This is a genomic window from Geoglobus acetivorans (assembly GCF_000789255.1).
Lineage (GTDB): Archaea > Halobacteriota > Archaeoglobi > Archaeoglobales > Archaeoglobaceae > Geoglobus > Geoglobus acetivorans_B.
This window is the reverse complement of sequence record NZ_CP009552.1, coordinates 1333032-1351178: the sequence shown is the minus strand read 5'-3', so window position 1 is coordinate 1351178 and position 18147 is coordinate 1333032. Positions and strand designations below refer to the sequence as shown.

Below are 18147 nucleotides of genomic sequence, written 5' to 3'. Positions count from 1 at the left end.
CTTTACATCACCATATTGGAGATGAAGGTTCTGCTTAGCAGAAGAGAAACGGTTAAACTTCTCATACTTGCGGAACTAATGAGAAATCCGGAGTGCAATCAGAGGGACATTGCGAGGAAACTGAGCATCACCCCCCAGGCTGTTTCCGAGCACTTCAAGGAACTTGTATCTGAAGAGCTGATCAATGTAGTTCACAAGGGGTATTATGTCGTAACTGAAAAGGGGAAGGAGTGGCTCAACAGGAATCTGTTTGATCTTCACATGTTTACAGAAGACCTGATAAGCAAGATTTACTCCTCTTCTGTGCTTGCTCTTGCAAGGGAGGATATAGAGGAAGGAGATACTGTCGAGTACTGGTTTGAAGATGGGTTTGTGTATGTAAGAAAGAGTGAAACAGGTAACGGTGTTGCAACGGGAGATGCGGAGGAGGGAGAAGAGGTCCTGGTGAAGCCAACAGGTGCGTTCACGCCCCCTCAGAAAGGAGAGGTGGTGATATTCAAGGTTCCGATGGTGGAGAGGGGCGGTAGCAAAGCTGCTGATGTCGAACAGCTTGAAAAACTGATAATGGGAAAGAGAAGACATGTCGTCGTTGCCATGGGTCTGGAGGCACTTGTAACCTGCAGAAAGGCGGGAGTTGAACCGATATTTTTTGGGGCGAAGAATGTCTGCATCGAGGCATCGCATCACGGGAGTGGTGTTATCGCTGTGGTTACCGAGTCAGTGATGGAAGACCTCGTCAGGACCCTTATCGAAGAGGGCATATCTTTCGACATTGTAGATGGGTCGAAACAAAAGGATTAAAAATCCATCCGGATTAATGTCCGGGATTGCGGAGGTGGCAGTGATGTTAGTTAAGGCAGTCGAACTTCTGCTCACAGCAGAAATATTCAATAAGTATGATGCTCTTAGTGAGGACGATATCCCCAAGGAAATAAGAAAGATTCTTTACTCGAATGGGAGTATAAAGAGGCCCCTTGTTATAAAAGAATCCACTGTAAGGAATTATGCGGGTTACAATGAAAAGGAGCTGAAAAAGCTTCCCTTTGTGGATGTGAACGCTTTCAACAAGCAGATCAAGCTGACGTCTTTCGAAATTGCTGCAAGATGGATGGCCAAGAACGGAATTGAATTCATAAAGAGAAATCCGGTCCTTGCGTATTATTTCGAAAATTATGATTCGCTCAACATTTCTTATGCGGATGCGAGAAAGCACATACAGCCAAAGCACAGCGATGCAGAATGGCTAAAAGGAGTTATTGAAGAGCTTAGCAGAGATGAAGCGACTGCAGAAATGCTCAGTCTTGTCAGGATTCTCTCTCCGGAAGAAATAGATGATGATGTGAGTGACGTGGTCCTTGAAGACTATCAGATAAAGGAAATCCGGAAAATAGAAATTGCCATGGAAGAGCGGGAGTGGCTGAGAAAGGTCGGGCTGAAAGAGATTGGAAAACTTCTTTTCATCGGGCCGCCAGGTACCGGAAAGACAACAACTGCAAGGGCGCTGAGCAAAAAGCTCTTTCTTCCCCTTGTGGAGGTCAAGCTTTCGATGATCACAAGTCAGTTCCTCGGAGAGACATCAAAGAACATTGAAAAGGTTTTTGAGATTGCAAAGCGACTCTCTCCCTGCATACTCTTCATTGACGAGTTTGATTATGTGGCGAAGACGAGGACAAGCGATGAGCATGCGGCTGTTAAAAGAGCAGTAAACACTCTGCTGAAATCCATTGACGAAATAAATCTGGTAGAGGATGGAGTCCTGCTCATAGCTGCAACAAATCATCCAAGTTTGCTGGACGCTGCGGTGTGGAGGAGATTTGATAAGATCGTCGAGTTTCCGGAACCATCTGAAAATGTCAGAAAAAGGATCTTTGAAATCTCTCTCAGTAAAATTTCTGGAGATTACGATATTGAAAGGCTGGTCAGGGAGACCGATGGCTTTACAGGCTCTGAGGTCAAACTCATTGTTAGAGAAGCAGTGCTTTCGGCACTCCTGGAAGGGAGGAAGAGCCTAACAATGGATGACCTGCTGAAGGCGGTTGATGATGTGAAGGAGAGACTGAAGCTCAAGAACTCCTACTGATATGAAGCTGACGATACTTGGAACTGGAGACTCGCCGGGAACACCTGTCGTGGGCTGTCACTGCAAAACGTGCGAGAATGCGAGAAAGAATGGCTGGGAGAGGTTGAGGTTTTCTGTTTTAATTCAGAATGAAGGAAAAAATGTTCTGATAGATACCTCTCCGGACATGAGGAGGCAGCTTTTGAAGGCCAGTGTGGATTCCGTGGATGCGGTTATATGGACCCATGCCCATTACGATCACTTTGCCGGATTTGGAGATTTTTACAGGGTTCAGAGCGGTGTAAACGTTTACAGCAGTGGAGAGGTTCTTGAAGATGTTGGGAGGTTCATGTTTTTCATGAAATACCGGGAAAAGCAGGTTGAGCCTTACAGGAGCTTTAATCTGTTTGGCATGGAGATTGAGCTTGTGGATGTAACCCATCCGCCTTTGAGAAGGGCTCACGGTATTGTGATAAGATATGGAGGCAGCAAGATCGTAATCACCGGAGATACCAACTCAAACATACCCAAGGAAAGCCTGGAAAGGATGAGAAATCCAGACCTTCTTCTCATCGATGCCATCGCCCCCGAAGGATACAGACTCAGGAAGCACATGAATGCAGGGGAAGCTAAGGCCATGGCGAAAAAGCTCAACGCCAGAAAAACCCTGTTTGTGCATGTGGGACATTTTTATCCCGTAACCAACAGCTACCCTCTTGCAAGGGATTTTGAAACATTTGAGTTCAGAGGTGTGAGCCTTGAGGACTTCATATAATGGAATGGATATAGGAGGAGCCAACATTAAGGTTTATGACGGCAGTAGCAGGATCTACTACTTCCCGATGTGGCAGAAGTGGCAGGAACTCGGAGATTTTTTGAAAGGGTTGAATCTTAGGGGTAGAGTGGGAGTGGTCTTGACAGGTGAGCTTGCAGACTCGTTTTCAAGCAAGGCTGAAGGTGTTGTTTACATCACAAATGCTGTTAAGAATGCCTTTGAGGATGTCGTGTTTATTGACCTCGATGGAAACCTTAAAAGAAAAATCGACAATCCTGAAAATTTTGCTGCCAACAACTGGGTGGCAAGTGTGAGGTACCTCTCAGGAGAGTTTGACGATTTCATTTTTGCCGATATGGGGTCCACAACAACCGATCTGATTCCTGTAAGGGATGGAAGAATTCTTGCCGGTAAAACAGACTTTGAGAGGCTCAACAGAGAAGAGCTTCTTTATTTTGGGATGCTGAGGACGCCCTCATCTTTTCTGATAAAGAGAAACTGTTCATCGGAGTTTTTCTCGATAACCGCCGATGCGATGCTTGTTCTCGGGCTTATTGACGGGACTGCTTACTCGTGCGAAACACCGGATGGGCGGGGCAAAAGCTCCGCAGAATGCATGCAGAGGCTTGCAAGACAGGTATGTGCGGATCTGCATGAGGTTGGGGAAGATTACGTTATGGAGCTTGCGGGAGAAATTAAAGATGAAATGGTTTCAAGGGTTGCAGAGGTGTTTGAGCAGAAGAGAAACCTCTACAGGATCGAAACAGTCGTAGGCTGCGGAATCGGTGAAGTATTGCTTAAGGAGGCAGCAGAACTGGCAGAAATGGAGTACGTGTCGCTTCGGGAGAAGTACGGTGAAGTGTCTGACATTTTCCCTGCCTTTGCGATGGCCAGGCTGGTGGAGCTGAATGATAGTGGTTAAACTTGGAGGCAGTGTTTCGGAGAATGCAGGAAGGATTATCTGGGAGCTGAAAAACTCCGGGGAGGACATCCTCATCGTTCCTGGAGGGTGGATTTTTGCGGACATGGTGAGAAAGCTTGAGACCGATGATGAAAGTGCCCACTGGATGGCAATTGCCGGGATGAACGTTTACGGGTACTATCTTTCACGGTATGCCGAAATTATCGAGCCTGAAAACTTTGATTTCGATGTCAGGGGCGTCAGGATCCTTCTGCCCTATGTCCTGCTGAGGAAACATGATGTTCTGCCACACAGCTGGGACGTAACATCTGACAGCATAGCCGTGTGGGTGGCGGAAAAAACCGGGGCCGAGGACATCCTGAAGATTACTGATGTGGATGGAATTTACGTGGACGGAACGCTTGTGGAACGCATAGCGGCCAGCGAGCTGAGTCGTGAGACCTGTGTTGATAGCTACGCTCCAAAGCTTCTGAGGGAATACGGGAGAGACATGTTTATATGCAACGGCCTCGTGGAGGGAAGGGTAAAAGATTATATAATGAAAGGGGAAGCTAAAGGCACCAGAATAATCGGGAGGTGATGAAATGGAAATATACAAGTGTGTAACCTGCAATGCAAATCTTGTAGGAACGAACTATGTCGCGTTTCCATGTCCATCATGCGGTGAAATGGTTTACAGATGTAAAAAATGCAGGAGGCTTGCGAACTCGTATGTGTGTGAAAACTGCGGTTTTGAGGGACCATGAGGTGGTAACGCATGGGTAGGGTGTTCATGAAACTCAGGGTAATGCCCAAGGGTGTTGAAGTGGATCTGGAGCAGCTCAAGGAGAAGGTCTCGCAGGCGAAGCCGGATGAAGTTGAGATAACCGACTTTGGAATACAGCCAATCGCATTCGGTCTCAAGGCTCTGATAGTTGTTGTTGTGATGCCTGACACCGAGGGGATTGGAGACAGGCTGATTGAGAGCATTCAGGGCATTGACGACGTTGAGAGTGTTGAGATTGAAGTGCAGGAGCTTGTATGATTGAGAGAATTTTAACTCCCCCTCTTGGGGCCAATGCCTATCTTATTGAGGATGAAAAGATTGCTTTAGTCGATCCCGGAGGGGACTCCGCTTTTATAATAGATGCTGTCTCCAGCAAAATTGATATTAAAAGTCTGGATTACATCATTCTCACCCACACTCATTTTGATCACGCCTCTGCTACCGCTGATTTAAAGAAAGTAAGCGGGGCAGAGGTTTTGATTCATGAAAAGGAATACGAATTTGTGAAGACGAACAATTTCAGCGCCTCGTTTTTCGGAGTGGATTTTCCACCCTTTGAAGCTGACAGGCTTTTGAAGGATGGGGAGCTGATAAACCTCGGAAAATTGAAGCTGGAAGTCCTGCACACCCCCGGACACACACCCGGGAGTATCTGTCTGTATGACGAGCTGGAGAGAATAATCTTCACAGGAGACACTGCATTTCCTAATGGGGGTTTTGGAAGGGTGGATTTTCCCGGAGGGAGTGCCTACGACCTGGTAAACTCTCTTAAAAGGCTCTCAGAGCTTGACGTTGAGGTTATGTATCCCGGACACGATGAGCCAGTGGATGGTGCGGGTGAGCATCTGAAGCTTGCGTTTAAGCTTGCAAGAATGTTTCTATGATTGATGTTGTTCTTGTCGAGCTTAAAATTCCTGAAAACATTGGCTTCATAGCCAGAGCTATGAAAAATTTTGGATTCAGAAATCTGGTCCTCTACAACTGCCACGTAACGAGAGAGAGTTACATCACCGCCTCCCACGCCAGGGACATACTGGACAACGCCACCGTTATTGACAGCCTTGAAGAGTACCTCGCAGGGAAGAGTCTTGTGGTGGCGACAACAGGTATAAGGAGCAGGAACATCGGGAGCTATATTAGGAAAGCGGTAACACCGGGAGAGCTGAAGAAAATCATAACCGGAAACTCGGCAATTCTCTTCGGCAGGGAAGACTTCGGGCTTCTGGATGAGGAGATTCGGCTCTGCAATGCTGTGGTCAGCATACCCACAAGTGAGGAATACCCGGTCATGAATGTCAGCCATGCTGCTGCCGTCATCCTGTATGAGCTGTCCGGAATCGAGGCCGGTCAGGAGTTTGAGCCAGCCACCCAGAAGGACGTGGATATCCTCGTTGGCTACTTCAGGGAACTGATGAATGAGGTTTGGTATCCAAAGCACAGGATTGATAAGTCCACTGTTGTTCTGAAGAGGGCATTTGGCAGGGCGGGAATGAGCAAGTACGAGTTGAACCACATTTCGGGTATCATAAGGAAAACAGTATTATACATAAAACACCTTAAATTCCGGCATGGAAAGAAATAGGCTCATACTGATTTTTTCACTCATCATACTGGTGTTTGCATTTATATATCTCCTTTCGCCAATTCTCGATGGGATACTGATGGGTGTGGCACTTGCCTACGCGGTCAGGCCCCTTCACACCAGACTGAGCAGGAGGGTGGGGGAAGGAGTTTCAGCGTTTCTTTCCACGATGATAATTTCTCTGCCCCTTCTGCTCTTTTTTGCTTACGGAGTCTTTCAGGGTGTGACTGAGCTTATAGTGGTCATGAAGAACCTGGAGACGTATGTGGCTATCCTGAACTCCTATCTGAACAGCCTCGATCCCGATATATCCAGGACCGTGCGCCCCGCACTCAACCAGTTTGTTGCAGTATTCAACACTAAGATAGGTGATCTGGCGTTCAGCGTAACCACCAAATTCATTTTCTTCGTCATGAACTTTCTGATCTCCACCATTGTGTGTTTTTATGTCATAATCGACGGAAAGACTGTTACGAGGAAAATTATAGACCGGGTTTTTCCGGAAAAGGAGGTTGGTGATTTCTTCGAAGAATTTGACAGCGTGTTGATGAACCTCTGGTTCGGGAACTTCCTCTTCGCTCTGCTGATGGGGATTGTGAGCATACCGTACTTCATGGCATTTGGAATTCCTTACGTGCCCCTTCTCAGCGGTCTGATGTTTCTTGCCGCTTTGATTCCCGTATTTGCAGAGTGGATGGTAATTCTGCCACTCACACTTTATCTTGTGTTCATGGACTGGGTTAAAGCAGCATGGTTCCTCGCCATAGGCAGTGTATTTCTTTACATCATTCCTGAGCTCATATTGAGGCCCTACTTTGTTGGATACACTTCAAAAATACACCCTCTCGTTTTAATGCTCTCGTTTCTTGGCGGAGGTCTCGCGGCGGGTGTAACCGGCTTTTTCATTTCACCCATGCTTGCAGCATTCCTCACGGCCGTTTACAACCACTACACAAAACAGAGCGGAAACTCGGCAGCAAATTGAAAAAGATAAAACAGAATTGCACTACTGATGTGAACCCATGTGTTCGGGTGCAATCAGTCTCAGAATCTTCTGGTCGGTTATGACTCCAACGGCCTTTCCAGCATCCTTTACGACGAGTATTCTTACATCCTCGTCGTTCATGATTCTCAGAGCCTCACCAACGGAGATGTCCTTCTCGACCGAAACAATCTTTGGTCTCATGACCTCTCTGACTTCTCCATCGACTTTGTTCTCTGCAACTGCCTTCGCAACGTGGTCGAGGGTGAAAATGCCCACGAACTCTCCTTCCTTCACCACCGGCATGCAGTAAATTCCTCTTTCTGCGAGCATCTTTGCAGCGTTTCTGACAACCTCTTCAGCATTGACTGTTATGATTGGCGTTGACATGTGCTCGCCCACCTTGTCCTTTGGCAGGGCGACGATTTTCTCGATATCTATCACGACCATGTTTTCAGTGTCATCTCTTCCAACAACCTTTCCGTAAACAAGCAGTTCGTTTACTGGCGTTGGACCCACAACAATTCTGTCGTTTGGAGAGATCTTCCTGATGTTTCCGAGTATTCTTATTCTTGCCTGGCAGACCTTGGGATGGCTCAGTGTTGGAAATATGATTTCCTCAGCGGAGAGATCTTCCTGTATCTCCCCGTTAATTAAGACGGGGACTTTAACGGCCTCGTCGTATTTTGTTATCGATAGCAGCTCGTATGCCTTGGATGTGGGCCTATACCCTCCTTTTGGCCCTGGAACTCCCTCGACAAGACCCAGTGACCTGAGAGCCTGCATCTGGTTCCTGACGGTTCCCGGATTTCTGTTTATCAGCTCTGCTATCTCTTCACCCTTTACGCTACCGCCTCCCTTGTTCTTGTAGATGGTCACAAGGGCGTACAGTATGTCCTTCTGTATCTGCGTAAGCTCAAGGTCCATTATCTATCCCTCCTTGCTAATCGGACTACTGGATAGTTTATATATTTTTCCAGCATTTTTATGAGGGAGGGATAGATTTTAAAACCTCTCACCGCAATAATCTCTGGAATGAGTTTCAACCCGAGAAGGCTACCAACTGTGCTCACTGCCGATGAGCTGATAGATAAAGCGTTCAGGAGAGCGTCAAAGGTTAGTGGCAGAAATAGCAGGGAAAAGGCATTGAACAAGCTTTCAACGATTTCAAACGTTCTCGATAATTATTTTGAAAGAATAATCAGCTCTCACCCGTCTTATGACAATCTGGATGACTTTTACAGGGAAATGGTTGATGTGGTGGTTGGAATACGGAGACTGAAAAAGAGTCTTGCCGCCCTGAGCTGGGCAAACACAATGACTCAGAAGGTAATATCTAAAGGGATAAGAAGAATAAAGGGTGGCAACGATCCCGACAGGGTTCTTAAGGAGGTTTACGGGAGAATAGCTTCAATAATCGAACAGGTTGATGATGCTCTCAGATTTTTGAACGATGCCAAGAACAGAATGAGGGAAATCCCCACACTGAGCGGTGACTTCACCGCAGTTTTTGCAGGCTATCCGAACGTCGGTAAATCCAGCATAATTTCTGCCATATCAACGGTTAAGCCGGAAATAGCAAGCTATCCATTCACCACAAAGAAAATCAACGTTGGTTTTATTGATGCGGATGGCCTCAGAATTCAGGTAATAGACACGCCGGGTTTGCTTGACAGGCCGATGGATAGGAGGAACAGGATTGAGAGAAGGGCGATCCTTGCCCTCAGATACCTGGCCGATGTGGTAATTTTCGTCATCGATCCTACAGAATCATGCGGGTATGAGATTGATAAGCAGATGAACCTGCTCTATGAGATAAGGGATCAGTTTGATGTCCCAGTTATTGAAATTTACAGCAAGGCGGATCTGCATGAGAAAAGGGATCGGCTTGCCATATCGACCGTGTCGGGAGAGGGAGTTGATGAACTCCTTGGTTTGGTAATCTCAATGGCAGAAGAGAAATCCAAGAAGAAATCCGAGAATGGCTGATGCGTTCAGTATGGGAAGTCCTGGCTGAGCCTCTTTTCTTGTCTCAACCATTTTCAGCAGTATCAAAAGTCCTGCATAGCCGAATATCACTGTGAGCAGTGCCTGGATAGGGGAGGAATTGAATGTTATCGCTGAGACGGCAAGAATGTTTGGCATGACTGCATCGCCAACACCCATTATCGCATCTCTGTTTTTTCCGGGGATGATGAAAACAACCGGAATCTTCATCTCAGAAACGCTGTCGGCGAGGGTTAGCATGTGCTTGGTTTTGTGGACTGCGATGTAATCGTATGCTGCGAGCAATGTGAGGAGGACGATCACAGGGAACGGTTCGAGGCTTATGCCGAATATCGCCGTGACTGCCGAGGCTATGAGAAGTGCGGAGATATTCACGACCATCCAGTGCCTGGTTTTTGCCAGCAGATACAGGAGAATGATCGAGGGTATTGCTGAGAGAACTCCGATGAACGGCATGAATGCGTAGAAATATGTTATCAGGATGAGCAGATAAAACAGCGGTTTTAACAGGTCTTTTCTGAGCTTTATTAGCAGGATGACTATGGCGGTAAAGCCGAGTATCATGAGGATGTAGTAAACTGAATTTGCAACGTCGGATGTGTCCTCGAAAGCCTGCATTCCTGCGGAGGAGTAGTACGGTGCAATGTACAATGCCAGGAGCGCTGTGAGCAAAAAGAAAACCGAAATGCCGAGTCTGTCCTTCATCAGTATCTCAACCTTATTGTTTCTCCTTTTGCAAGGGCGAGCTTAATCTCCTTTCCTGCCTCTCTATCCTTTCTGACCCTTATGACTCCACGCCTCCCAACCTCTGCCGTGAAGAGGTATTTGTCCCCTGCGTAAACGTCCACCTGCTTTCCTTCAAGCCCCTCTGCAAGAATGACGTAGTGCTTCCCCTTTTCGTCAACCACGGTTTCCATCACATTTTTCCTTTCTGCTTTGAGTGGCTCGACGTCGATGCTGATTCCGAGTTCTTCCTCAATCATTCTGATTCTCTTTCCCTTTCTGCCTATGAGGTGTGGAACCTCGTCCTCAGGCACCCTGACAACCGCCTTTCTGTCGCTCACCGGAACAATTTCGAAAGCCGAGACCAGCTCTGCAATCCTGCTCTCGATTGCATAAACCAAGAGTTTGTTTTCCTGCTGACTTTCCTCGACCGGCATCACGACTACCTGTTCTCCGTAGGTGTACATCTCGAATTCAACTCTTTTTGACTCAAAATCTATGACCTCTATAACCGGTCTTGCAAGGTCTGCCTCAGTCATTCCGAACGGCACCTTAACCGTGAACCTGAGTTCGTAAACCTTCTCAACCTTTCCAGCATCGATGAAAATCACAGTATCTACCACCTGAGGAATGACACCAAGCTCAACCCTTCCTATCATTCTCTGTATCGCATCTATTGGCCGTGTGGCATGTGTGACGCCGATCATACCCACGCCTGCCAGACGCATGTCGGCGAAAACCTGGAAGTCGGACGTTTTTCTAACTTCATCGTATATTGTGTAGTCCGGCCTCACAAGGAGCAGAACATCAGCCGTGAGACTCATGTCTCCCTCGAGCGGAGCATACTGGGTGATTTCATCCCTTACCATCAGGTCTCTCGGGCTTTCCATGGTCTTTACCATGTACCCGTTCTCCATCAGGTAGTTGGCAACACTTGCAGCGAAGGTTGATTTTCCTGCACCTGGGGGACCTGAAATCAGAATTCCTCTCTGTCTCTCGATTATTCTCTTCTTGAGCTCCTCACTTATGCCGTAATCGTCAATGGATGCCTTTGCTATTGGCCTGACGGCAGTGATTTCCATCCTGTCCGAAAAAGGTCTTTCGGCAATCGCTATTCTGAGGTCTCTGAGCTGGATGACTGTAACGCCCTTTCGCTCAATCTCGATGCTGCTATCCTCATCCTGAGACGCAGCCTCGATTATCTCGTGGGCGATTGCTTTTAGCTCTTCGAGAGTTAGGGGCTCGTCCGTAATCTTCACCAGCTCAAGCTGACCTATTCTGCCTCTCTTTGCGTATGCCGGAACGCCTTCTCTCAGATGAACGCTTGCAGTGTCTTCCGTAAAGAACCTCATAATTCTGGCTTCTTCGGGCCTTATTCTCTCCTTGCCGAGATAGATTGCCTGGATGCCTTTTGAGACTGCAACGAGATACTGAATCCTGTCTCCTGTTATCAGCGTGGCGTTTTCTTCTTCAGCAACCTTTCTTATCAGATTGTCTATCTCTCCTCCTCTGGCAAGCCTTACATGCTCAATACCCGGTCTATCGCCAAGGAAGAGAACACGATGGCCGAGGTTCTCAGCAAGCTCTCTGATTTTTCTTATCTCCTCGAGGCCCTGAAAGCCTGTCATTTTCCCGAAGTTTGCCTGTGCCTCCAGCTCGGCGATGACAGCTTCGGGAATAATTATCGTGCCTTTAAGCTCGTTATTTTCAAGCATCCTCGATATTCTTCCGTCTATCACAACACTCGTATCAACCACGTATTTCATCTACAAATCCCTCCAGTTTTCTGTAAAAGCATGAATAATTGCCGGTATGGCATGCAACTCCCTTCTGCTTTACCAGATACAGGATTGCATCTCCATCACAGTCAACTTTAATCTCAACAACTTCCTGAATGTTTCCGGATTCTTCGCCCTTCATCCAGAGTTTTTTTCTACTTCTGCTGTAGTAATGAGCTTTTTTGGTTTCTAAAGTTTTTTTAATTGCCTCTTCATTGGCATACGCCAGCATGAGCACTTCCTTACTGTCTGCATCCTGAGCAATTACCGGGATCAATCCGTCACTGTTATATTTAAGCTCCATCAGGAATTTTTTGCAGGAAATGTTTATAAATTTATTTTAACATCAAAATTTGAGGGTGGTGTGATGAAGCGAGTTTCCACGGGAATACTTAACCTTGATTCTCAGCTTGGCGGCGGATTTCCAGCTGGAAGTGTGATCCTCTTTATTGAGGACCCTGGTGCAGGTGCCGAGATCTATTCCTATCACTTTGTACACGACGGCATCAAAAAAGGTGAGCAGTCTCTCTACATAGCAACCAACGATACTGCCGATGATATAAGGGATAGTATGAAGCTGTATCTTGGAGTCAGTGATGATGAACTCGAGAAGGTCAAGTTTATGGATTTCCTGAGTGCAAGGGTGGGAGCGCTTGGAGTGAGGGAAAGCCTCACCCTCTCTGGCGACCCCTACAATAAGGTTATCACGGAAACCTCCAGGAATTACAACAGGGTCGTTCTGAATTCTCTCTCGTATTTTGCCGAGAGTTACGATAGAAAGTCTGTCCTGAGTCTTATTGAGTCAATGAAAATAAGCGCCAAGAGGAATGAAGCTGTGCACATGATTATTTTCACCAAGGGCATGTTCAATATGGAATTCGAGACTGCCGTGAAACAGGTTGTTGACGGCGTCATTGAACTCAGCATAAGGGAGGCTGAAACTGAGATACAGAGGAGGCTGAAGATTGTAAAGCTGAAGAGGACGCTTGTTCCGAAAACGATATTCAGATATGATATAAGCGACAGGGGCATCAGGATGGAATCGGTGACGAGGGTATTATGAGGCTGTATCAGGGAGAGATTTACGTTGAGGATGTGAAGGAATTCCTGAAAAAGCTCCCTGACGGCTGTGTGCTTGTGAATGCGGACTATGTTGCGGATATAAAATCTCTTGAGTTTGCCGTAAATAAAGCCCTGAAGTCCTGGCGGGAAGGCAGGAGGATATCGAGGTCGCTGTCCATGGAAATCCTGCTTCACATTTCTGCAACGAGACAGATAAACAGGGCAGTTACGATTGGCGTGGGTGAAGGGGAGAACAGGGTGATTGTTGTCGATCTGAATGATTGTGCTGAATTGCTCAGGAAATATGGTTTCAGAGAGGGTCAAGTGCTTCAGATGGATGAAGAAAAGGTCAGCAGGTTGAAGGAATTTTATGAAATCACGGATGAAGAGCTTGATGTGGTGGGAGTTAAAAAGCTCGGAATGCTTGTGAGAGAGCGGATGGCACTTTTCGCAGCATCCAAGTAGGAAATGTTAAATTATCAATCCTGTAAAATTCCTGTATGGAGGACCGAATCAGAAAGGCAGCCGAAGCAATCGCAAATGCCAGCCATGTGGTTGTGTTTACAGGGGCAGGCGTTTCCGCTGAAAGCGGAGTCCCGACCTTCAGGGGTCATGATGGACTCTGGACGAAATACGATCCGGAAGAGGTGGCATCAATCCAGGGTTTTAGGAGAAATCCCAGGGCATTCTGGGAATTTTCAAAGGAGCTGATGATTAAGAGGAAAGCTGAACCGAATCCCGCTCATTTTGCCATCGCTGAACTTGAGGAAATGGGGATTGTGAGGGCAGTTATAACTCAGAATGTGGATATGCTTCACCAGAGGGCCGGGAGCAGGAGAGTCCTTGAACTCCACGGTTCTATGGAACATGTTGACTGTTTGGACTGCGGGGCCACATATCACTGGGACGAAATTGAGAAGATGCTTGTCGGCGATGGAGAGGTAAAATGTGAATGCGGCAGCCACTATCTGAAACCGAGGGTGGTTCTTTTTGGTGAACCACTTCCATCGGAAACCCTCAATCAGGCAATTGTGGAGAGCAGGCAGGCTGACGTGTTTATGGTTGTTGGGTCATCGCTGGTGGTTTATCCTGCTGCGTATCTCCCCCTCTATGCGAGGGAGGCTGGGGCAACTTTGATAATGATAAATGCTGAGGAAACTCAGGCTGATGTGGTTTTCGACATTGTGATTCACGGAAAGGCTGGAGAAATTCTTCCGGAAATCGTTGAAGAGGTTAAAAGGCACAGGAGAATAAATCGATAGCACTCATAAATCTAAAAAATTAAAATTTTTTAAAAATTTACTGCGGGACAATCAAAAAATTCATATTGTCTGCCCCCCAACTACCTACACTTTTGAGCAAGAGGTGTGCTTATGATTGACAGTAATATTTTTGAGAAAATGCTCAGAAAGAACAGGATTTTCAAAAACAGAGACGTGTTGAGGCACTCTTACACCCCTGAGTACCTGCCTCACCGAAAAGAGCAGATTGAGAACATAGCATCAATCCTTCTTCCAGCTTTAAGTGGTGAGACTCCCTCAAACATCCTCATTTATGGGAAAACCGGTACCGGAAAGACTGCAACTGTGAAATTTGTGGGTAAGCAGCTTGAAGAGGCAAGCAGAAAGATGAACGTCCACTGCTATGTGCATTACCTGAACTGCGAGATTATAGATACACAGTACAGGGTTCTCGCAACACTCGCGAAGGCCCTCGGCAGGAACGTGCCGATGACGGGGTGGCCAACGGATCAGGTTTATGAGGAGGTCCGGGAGGCAATAGATGGCAGGGATCAGACTGTAATAATCGTCCTGGATGAAATCGACAAGCTCGTTAAGAAAGGGGATGACGTCCTCTACAACCTTTCGAGAATCAACTCTGAACTGAAAAATGCGAGAGTGAGCCTTATAGGGATAACAAACGATCTGAAGTTCAAGAACTTTCTCGATCCCAGGGTTTTAAGCTCTCTCAGTGAGGAGGAAATTGTATTTCCGCCCTACAACGCAACGCAGCTTGAGGACATTCTGGCCCAGAGGGCGGAGCTTGCTTTCCACGATGGAGTTCTTGACGAGGGTGTGATTCCCTACTGTGCCGCTCTTGCAGCTCATGAGCATGGAGATGCAAGGAAGGCCCTCGATCTGCTCAGAATCAGTGCTGAGATTGCCGAATCGAGGGAGGAAGAAAAGGTAACAAAGGAACATGTAAGAGAGGCCGTAAAGAAGATGGAAAGAGATAACATAGTTGAAGTTGTGAGAACCCTTCCAAATCAGAGCAAGATTGTGCTTTATTCCATGATTCTTCTGCACAAAAATGGCAAGAGGAAGTTCATAACCGGAGAGGTTTATGCAGTTTACAAAACGCTATGCAAGAAGGTTGGAATGGATGTCCTCACCCAGAGAAGGGTGAGCGACCTGCTTTCGGAGCTTGACATGCTTGGAATAATCAACTCGATCATAATTTCCAAGGGCAGATACGGGCGAACAAGAGAGATGAGGCTCGATGTACCAATGGATGCTGTCAAGGAGGCAATTCTTGACGACTATCGATTCGAGGTTCTCAGAGATTATGAGGACAGGCTGCTTTCATCGTCCCTCGACATGTTTGACTGATTTTCGAGAAACGCATCCAGTTCAATTTTTTCGGGAAAATTCCTGGCCCCTATTTTCTGGACATTAAATGCCGCTGTGAAGTTTCCTGCTTTGAGGCAAATTTTGATGCCATAGCCTTTCAGCATGGCGTAGATGAATCCGGCTGCGAATGCGTCGCCCGCACCTGTGCTGTCGGCAACTCTGACTTCGAATGCCCTTGCGCGGTATTCTTCCCCATCTATCAGCGCCATGCTGCCTTCCTTTCCGAGAGTAATGACTGTCGCACTCACGCAGTCCTCTATACCTTCAAGCAACTCGTACTCGTGGCTTGATATGAACACCATGTCTGTGTGTTTGAGAAGGCCTCTGATTTTCTCCAGGCCCAGCCGGGAATAGGGGTGACCGGGATTGAGAATTACCTTCTTGCCATGTTTTTTTGCTTTTTCAGCGATTTCAATGTGTGCTGCGAGGCTGCCCTCGAACGGAAATGGGTCAAGGTAAAAGTATTCCCCCCAGGCGTAGTGAGTCTCGGTTAGGAATGGGCGGAACTCCCCGGCAGCACCCGGGAAAACGAAGAAGGTTCTCTCTCCTCCTCTGTCAACATAAACGTCCACCCTCCCCGTTTCACTATCCACCGTGTGAAAGATGCATTCCACGCCTGCCTTTTCCATCTCCTGCTTGTAAAAGAGGCCATCTTCATCCTTTCCAACTGTCGAATAGAATCTTGTTCTGATCCCAAAGGTTGCGAGGCCGTATATGACGTTACCTGCGGCTCCTCCGGCATGCTTTTCGACCATCTTGACAATGGCCTGGTCGCCCCTTGCGGGATACTCATCTATGATGCACACCCTGTCTACGAGAGCCGGTCCAATTCCAGATATCATCGTTACTGTGGTGGTGGGGAAGGTATTTAATCTTGTGGTGCTGGTATTGGCTGTGGTGCCTGAAATGGATTTATATCAGAGGTTATTCCCGGGAAACTTCTCTGTAGGTAGGCATTTGAATGTTTTAAGTGTCCTGATGACATCGTTCTTCAACAGCAATTTTTATATTACGAAACCCCATCTGTGGAGATACTTTTAAATAACCATGCTATCATGCTAAGCAGCATTGCGGTGATGAAAAATGAGCAGGATTAGAAGATTGCAGAGGAGAAAAAGCAATCCGAACCTTGTCAGGCTGATAGATGATTTGCTGAGTGCATCCGCTGAAAAGGAGGCTAAGGTGTGGAAGGAACTCGCAGAGAGGCTTGCAAAACCCCTCAGAAATTACGCTGAGGTTAACGTTGGAAAACTTGAAAGATATGTTAATGACGGGGAGATGGCAGTCGTACCTGGAAAGGTCCTTGGAGGGGGAGAGATAAGCAAGCCTGTAACAGTCGCAGCATTCAGATTCAGTGACAGTGCAAGGGCAAAAATAGAAGCTGCCGGTGGGAAGTGCCTTTCGATTCAGGATGCGCTTAGGGAGAATCCGGAAGGAAAGAACTTGAGAATTATAGTCTGAGGTGTTGGATTTATGAGTGTGAATGTTGAGAGAGTCCTGAAAACTCTGGGTGAGGATTACAGGATCATCGATGCTGATGGTCACATTCTCGGGAGGCTTTCAAGTTACATTGCCAAAAAGCTTCTTGAGGGGGAGAAGATCGTTGTCGTGAATGCCGAGAAGGCCATAATTACAGGTAGCCCCGAGAATGTCCTCGAAAGGTATAAGGAAAAATATGACAGGGGAAGCAAGGAGAAGGGCCCATACTTCCCGAGGCATCCGGAGAGGATATTCAAAAGAACTGTGAGGGGCATGCTCCCATGGAAGAGCAGAAGGGGCAGGGATGCCTACAGGAGGCTCAGGGTTTTCATGGGTGTTCCGGATCAGCTCAAGGACAGGGAGTTCGAGAAGGTGGATGCAGCTCTGTACGAAAAGGTATCCAAGACAGAGAAATATGTGTATCTGGGTGATGTTAGCAGGTATCTCGGTTTCGAGGTGAGAGCATGAAGATTGTTGTAACAAGCGGTAAAAGAAAGACTGCTGTCGCAAGAGCCACTGCGAGACCGGGCAGGGGCAGAATCAGGGTTAATAAAGTTCCCGTGGAAATTGTACAGCCAGAGATGGTGAGACTCAAGATTCTGGAGCCGGTAATCATTGCGAAAGACCTTGTGAATCAGGTTGATATTGATGTCAAGGTTGAGGGCGGTGGAATGATGGGTCAGGCGGAAGCGGCAAGAACCGCTATAGCCAGAGCCCTTTTCGAATTCAGCGGCGATCCTGAGCTTAAGAGGGCCTTCATTGAGTATGACAGAACTCTGCTTGTTAACGATGTGAGGAGGAAGGAACCGAAGAAACAGGGCGGTAGAGGAGCAAGAAAGAGGAGGCAGACCTCATACAGGTGATTTTTTCATGTTTCCTGTCAGATGCTTCACCTGTGGGGCTGTGATAGCTCACAAATATGAGGATTATAAATCGCTGGTTGATTCAGGAAAATCCCCGAAGGAAGCTCTTGACGAGCTTGGAATTGAGAAATACTGCTGCAGGAGAATGTTTCTGACCTACAAGTCAGTTATTAAGGAATTTGCGAGATATCATGGGGCCGTGGGGTAGCCTGGTATATCCTGCGGCGTTCGGGGCGCCGTGACCCGAGTTCAAATCTCGGCGGCCCCACTTTCCCTAAAGGGGTGATGATGTTTGAAAAAAGAGTTTCCCTTCGAATATACAAGGTTTGAGAGGGCAAGGATAATTGGTGCAAGGGCATTGCAGATAGCCATGGGTGCTCCTGTTTTAATCGATACTCCGTCGAGACATCCAATTGATATCGCCAGGGATGAGTTTGAAAGAGGGGCGATACCCATAACCGTGAAGAGACGGAGAAACGCCTTTGTCTGGCTTCAGAGATATGATCTTTTTTGAGGTGA

25 protein-coding genes and 1 tRNA gene are annotated in these 18147 nt (G+C 47.1%); 21 read left to right on the top strand and 5 right to left on the bottom strand.

Annotated elements, in window-relative coordinates; genetic code table 11:
- Positions 1–21 precede the first annotated feature (21 nt).
- From GACE_RS08000 to GACE_RS07960, 10 genes are read left to right on the top strand one after another with little or no spacing between them, the layout of a single operon-like run.
- Positions 22–801 carry a DUF7839 domain-containing protein gene (locus GACE_RS08000; protein ID WP_048092562.1) on the top strand — a complete coding sequence of 260 codons (780 nt, stop codon included), beginning with the start codon at positions 22–24 and terminating at the stop codon, positions 799–801.
- Positions 802–844: 43 nt separating this feature from the next.
- On the top strand, positions 845–2080 hold the full coding sequence (locus GACE_RS07995) for an ATP-binding protein (RefSeq protein WP_318249175.1): 1236 nt from the start codon (positions 845–847) through the stop codon (positions 2078–2080).
- A gap of 1 nt (position 2081) precedes the next feature.
- Positions 2082–2834, top strand: a complete 753-nt coding sequence (locus GACE_RS07990) for an MBL fold metallo-hydrolase (RefSeq protein ID WP_048092558.1) — start codon at positions 2082–2084, stop codon at positions 2832–2834.
- The gene (locus tag GACE_RS07985) at positions 2818–3756 is read left to right on the top strand and encodes a hydantoinase/oxoprolinase family protein (RefSeq protein WP_318249174.1); all 939 of its coding nucleotides are present in this window, start codon (positions 2818–2820) and stop codon (positions 3754–3756) included. The genes GACE_RS07990 and GACE_RS07985 overlap by 17 nt, the downstream gene beginning before the upstream one ends.
- A complete protein-coding gene (locus tag GACE_RS07980; RefSeq protein WP_048092554.1) occupies positions 3743–4336 on the top strand; it encodes an amino acid kinase family protein in 594 nt (197 codons plus the stop codon). The genes GACE_RS07985 and GACE_RS07980 overlap by 14 nt, the downstream gene beginning before the upstream one ends.
- Before the next feature lie 4 nt (positions 4337–4340).
- Complete coding sequence (locus GACE_RS11430; RefSeq protein ID WP_084063701.1) at positions 4341–4502, top strand: zinc finger domain-containing protein; 162 nt, start codon at positions 4341–4343, stop codon at positions 4500–4502.
- 11 nt (positions 4503–4513) lie between these two features.
- On the top strand, positions 4514–4780 hold the full coding sequence (locus GACE_RS07975; RefSeq protein WP_048092552.1) for an elongation factor 1-beta: 267 nt from the start codon (positions 4514–4516) through the stop codon (positions 4778–4780).
- Complete coding sequence (locus GACE_RS07970; RefSeq protein ID WP_048092550.1) at positions 4777–5406, top strand: MBL fold metallo-hydrolase; 630 nt, start codon at positions 4777–4779, stop codon at positions 5404–5406. The genes GACE_RS07975 and GACE_RS07970 overlap by 4 nt, the downstream gene beginning before the upstream one ends.
- Entirely contained in the window at positions 5403–6104 is a 702-nt protein-coding gene (locus GACE_RS07965) for an RNA methyltransferase (RefSeq protein WP_048092548.1), read from the top strand. The genes GACE_RS07970 and GACE_RS07965 overlap by 4 nt, the downstream gene beginning before the upstream one ends.
- Positions 6091–7089, top strand: coding sequence for an AI-2E family transporter (locus GACE_RS07960; RefSeq protein WP_048092546.1), 999 nt, complete (start codon positions 6091–6093; stop codon positions 7087–7089). The genes GACE_RS07965 and GACE_RS07960 overlap by 14 nt, the downstream gene beginning before the upstream one ends.
- A 21-nt stretch (positions 7090–7110) precedes the next feature.
- Here the strand turns inward: GACE_RS07960 and GACE_RS07955 are convergent, their stop codons facing one another.
- The gene (locus GACE_RS07955) at positions 7111–8013 is read right to left on the bottom strand and encodes a CBS domain-containing protein (RefSeq protein WP_048092544.1); all 903 of its coding nucleotides are present in this window, start codon (positions 8011–8013) and stop codon (positions 7111–7113) included.
- 108 nt (positions 8014–8121) lie between these two features.
- Here GACE_RS07955 and GACE_RS07950 point away from each other — a divergent pair, with 108 nt between their 5' ends.
- Positions 8122–9075 carry a GTPase gene (locus GACE_RS07950; RefSeq protein ID WP_048092542.1) on the top strand — a complete coding sequence of 318 codons (954 nt, stop codon included), beginning with the start codon at positions 8122–8124 and terminating at the stop codon, positions 9073–9075.
- On the opposite strand, the gene GACE_RS07945 is transcribed toward GACE_RS07950, so the two are convergent.
- Genes GACE_RS07945 through hisI form a run of 3 tightly spaced genes read right to left on the bottom strand, consistent with a single transcriptional unit; the run spans position 9031 to position 11898 of the window.
- Positions 9031–9798: a presenilin family intramembrane aspartyl protease PSH gene (locus tag GACE_RS07945; RefSeq protein WP_048092540.1), complete on the bottom strand. Its 768-nt coding sequence runs from the start codon at positions 9796–9798 to the stop codon at positions 9031–9033. The two genes, GACE_RS07950 and GACE_RS07945, sit on opposite strands and share 45 nt — an antisense overlap.
- Complete coding sequence (locus GACE_RS07940; RefSeq protein WP_048092538.1) at positions 9798–11582, bottom strand: PINc/VapC family ATPase; 1785 nt, start codon at positions 11580–11582, stop codon at positions 9798–9800. Before GACE_RS07940 ends, GACE_RS07945 begins: the two co-directional genes overlap by 1 nt.
- Complete coding sequence (gene hisI, locus GACE_RS07935; RefSeq protein ID WP_048092536.1) at positions 11566–11898, bottom strand: phosphoribosyl-AMP cyclohydrolase; 333 nt, start codon at positions 11896–11898, stop codon at positions 11566–11568. Before hisI ends, GACE_RS07940 begins: the two co-directional genes overlap by 17 nt.
- Positions 11899–11961: 63 nt before the next feature.
- On the opposite strand from hisI, the gene GACE_RS07930 reads away from it, so the two are divergent.
- The 4 genes from GACE_RS07930 (at position 11962) to GACE_RS07915 (ending at position 15265) form a co-directional block, all read left to right on the top strand.
- Positions 11962–12657: a DUF7125 family protein gene (locus GACE_RS07930; RefSeq protein ID WP_048092534.1), complete on the top strand. Its 696-nt coding sequence runs from the start codon at positions 11962–11964 to the stop codon at positions 12655–12657.
- On the top strand, positions 12654–13121 hold the full coding sequence (gene cgi121, locus GACE_RS07925; RefSeq protein ID WP_048092532.1) for a KEOPS complex subunit Cgi121: 468 nt from the start codon (positions 12654–12656) through the stop codon (positions 13119–13121). Before GACE_RS07930 ends, cgi121 begins: the two co-directional genes overlap by 4 nt.
- A gap of 35 nt (positions 13122–13156) precedes the next feature.
- Positions 13157–13918: an NAD-dependent protein deacetylase gene (gene cobB, locus GACE_RS07920; RefSeq protein ID WP_048092530.1), complete on the top strand. Its 762-nt coding sequence runs from the start codon at positions 13157–13159 to the stop codon at positions 13916–13918.
- A gap of 111 nt (positions 13919–14029) precedes the next feature.
- Positions 14030–15265: an ORC1-type DNA replication protein gene (locus tag GACE_RS07915; RefSeq protein ID WP_048093794.1), complete on the top strand. Its 1236-nt coding sequence runs from the start codon at positions 14030–14032 to the stop codon at positions 15263–15265.
- On the opposite strand, the gene GACE_RS07910 is transcribed toward GACE_RS07915, so the two are convergent.
- Positions 15220–16128: a carbohydrate kinase family protein gene (locus tag GACE_RS07910; RefSeq protein WP_048092528.1), complete on the bottom strand. Its 909-nt coding sequence runs from the start codon at positions 16126–16128 to the stop codon at positions 15220–15222. The two genes, GACE_RS07915 and GACE_RS07910, sit on opposite strands and share 46 nt — an antisense overlap.
- Positions 16129–16369: 241 nt before the next feature.
- Between GACE_RS07910 and GACE_RS07905 the strand changes: the two genes are divergently transcribed.
- The 6 genes from GACE_RS07905 (at position 16370) to GACE_RS07885 (ending at position 18142) form a co-directional block, all read left to right on the top strand.
- Positions 16370–16747, top strand: a complete 378-nt coding sequence (locus GACE_RS07905) for a 50S ribosomal protein L18e (RefSeq protein ID WP_048092526.1) — start codon at positions 16370–16372, stop codon at positions 16745–16747.
- A 12-nt stretch (positions 16748–16759) separates the two neighbouring features.
- On the top strand, positions 16760–17233 hold the full coding sequence (gene rplM / locus GACE_RS07900) for a 50S ribosomal protein L13 (RefSeq protein WP_048092524.1): 474 nt from the start codon (positions 16760–16762) through the stop codon (positions 17231–17233).
- Positions 17230–17628, top strand: coding sequence for a 30S ribosomal protein S9 (locus GACE_RS07895; RefSeq protein ID WP_048092522.1), 399 nt, complete (start codon positions 17230–17232; stop codon positions 17626–17628). The genes rplM and GACE_RS07895 overlap by 4 nt, the downstream gene beginning before the upstream one ends.
- A gap of 7 nt (positions 17629–17635) precedes the next feature.
- Positions 17636–17836, top strand: a complete 201-nt coding sequence (locus GACE_RS11425; RefSeq protein WP_084063699.1) for a DNA-directed RNA polymerase subunit N — start codon at positions 17636–17638, stop codon at positions 17834–17836.
- Positions 17822–17896 (top strand) — tRNA-Pro (locus tag GACE_RS07890). The genes GACE_RS11425 and GACE_RS07890 overlap by 15 nt, the downstream gene beginning before the upstream one ends.
- A gap of 24 nt (positions 17897–17920) precedes the next feature.
- Complete coding sequence (locus tag GACE_RS07885; protein ID WP_048092521.1) at positions 17921–18142, top strand: DNA-directed RNA polymerase subunit K; 222 nt, start codon at positions 17921–17923, stop codon at positions 18140–18142.
- Positions 18143–18147 lie beyond the last annotated feature (5 nt).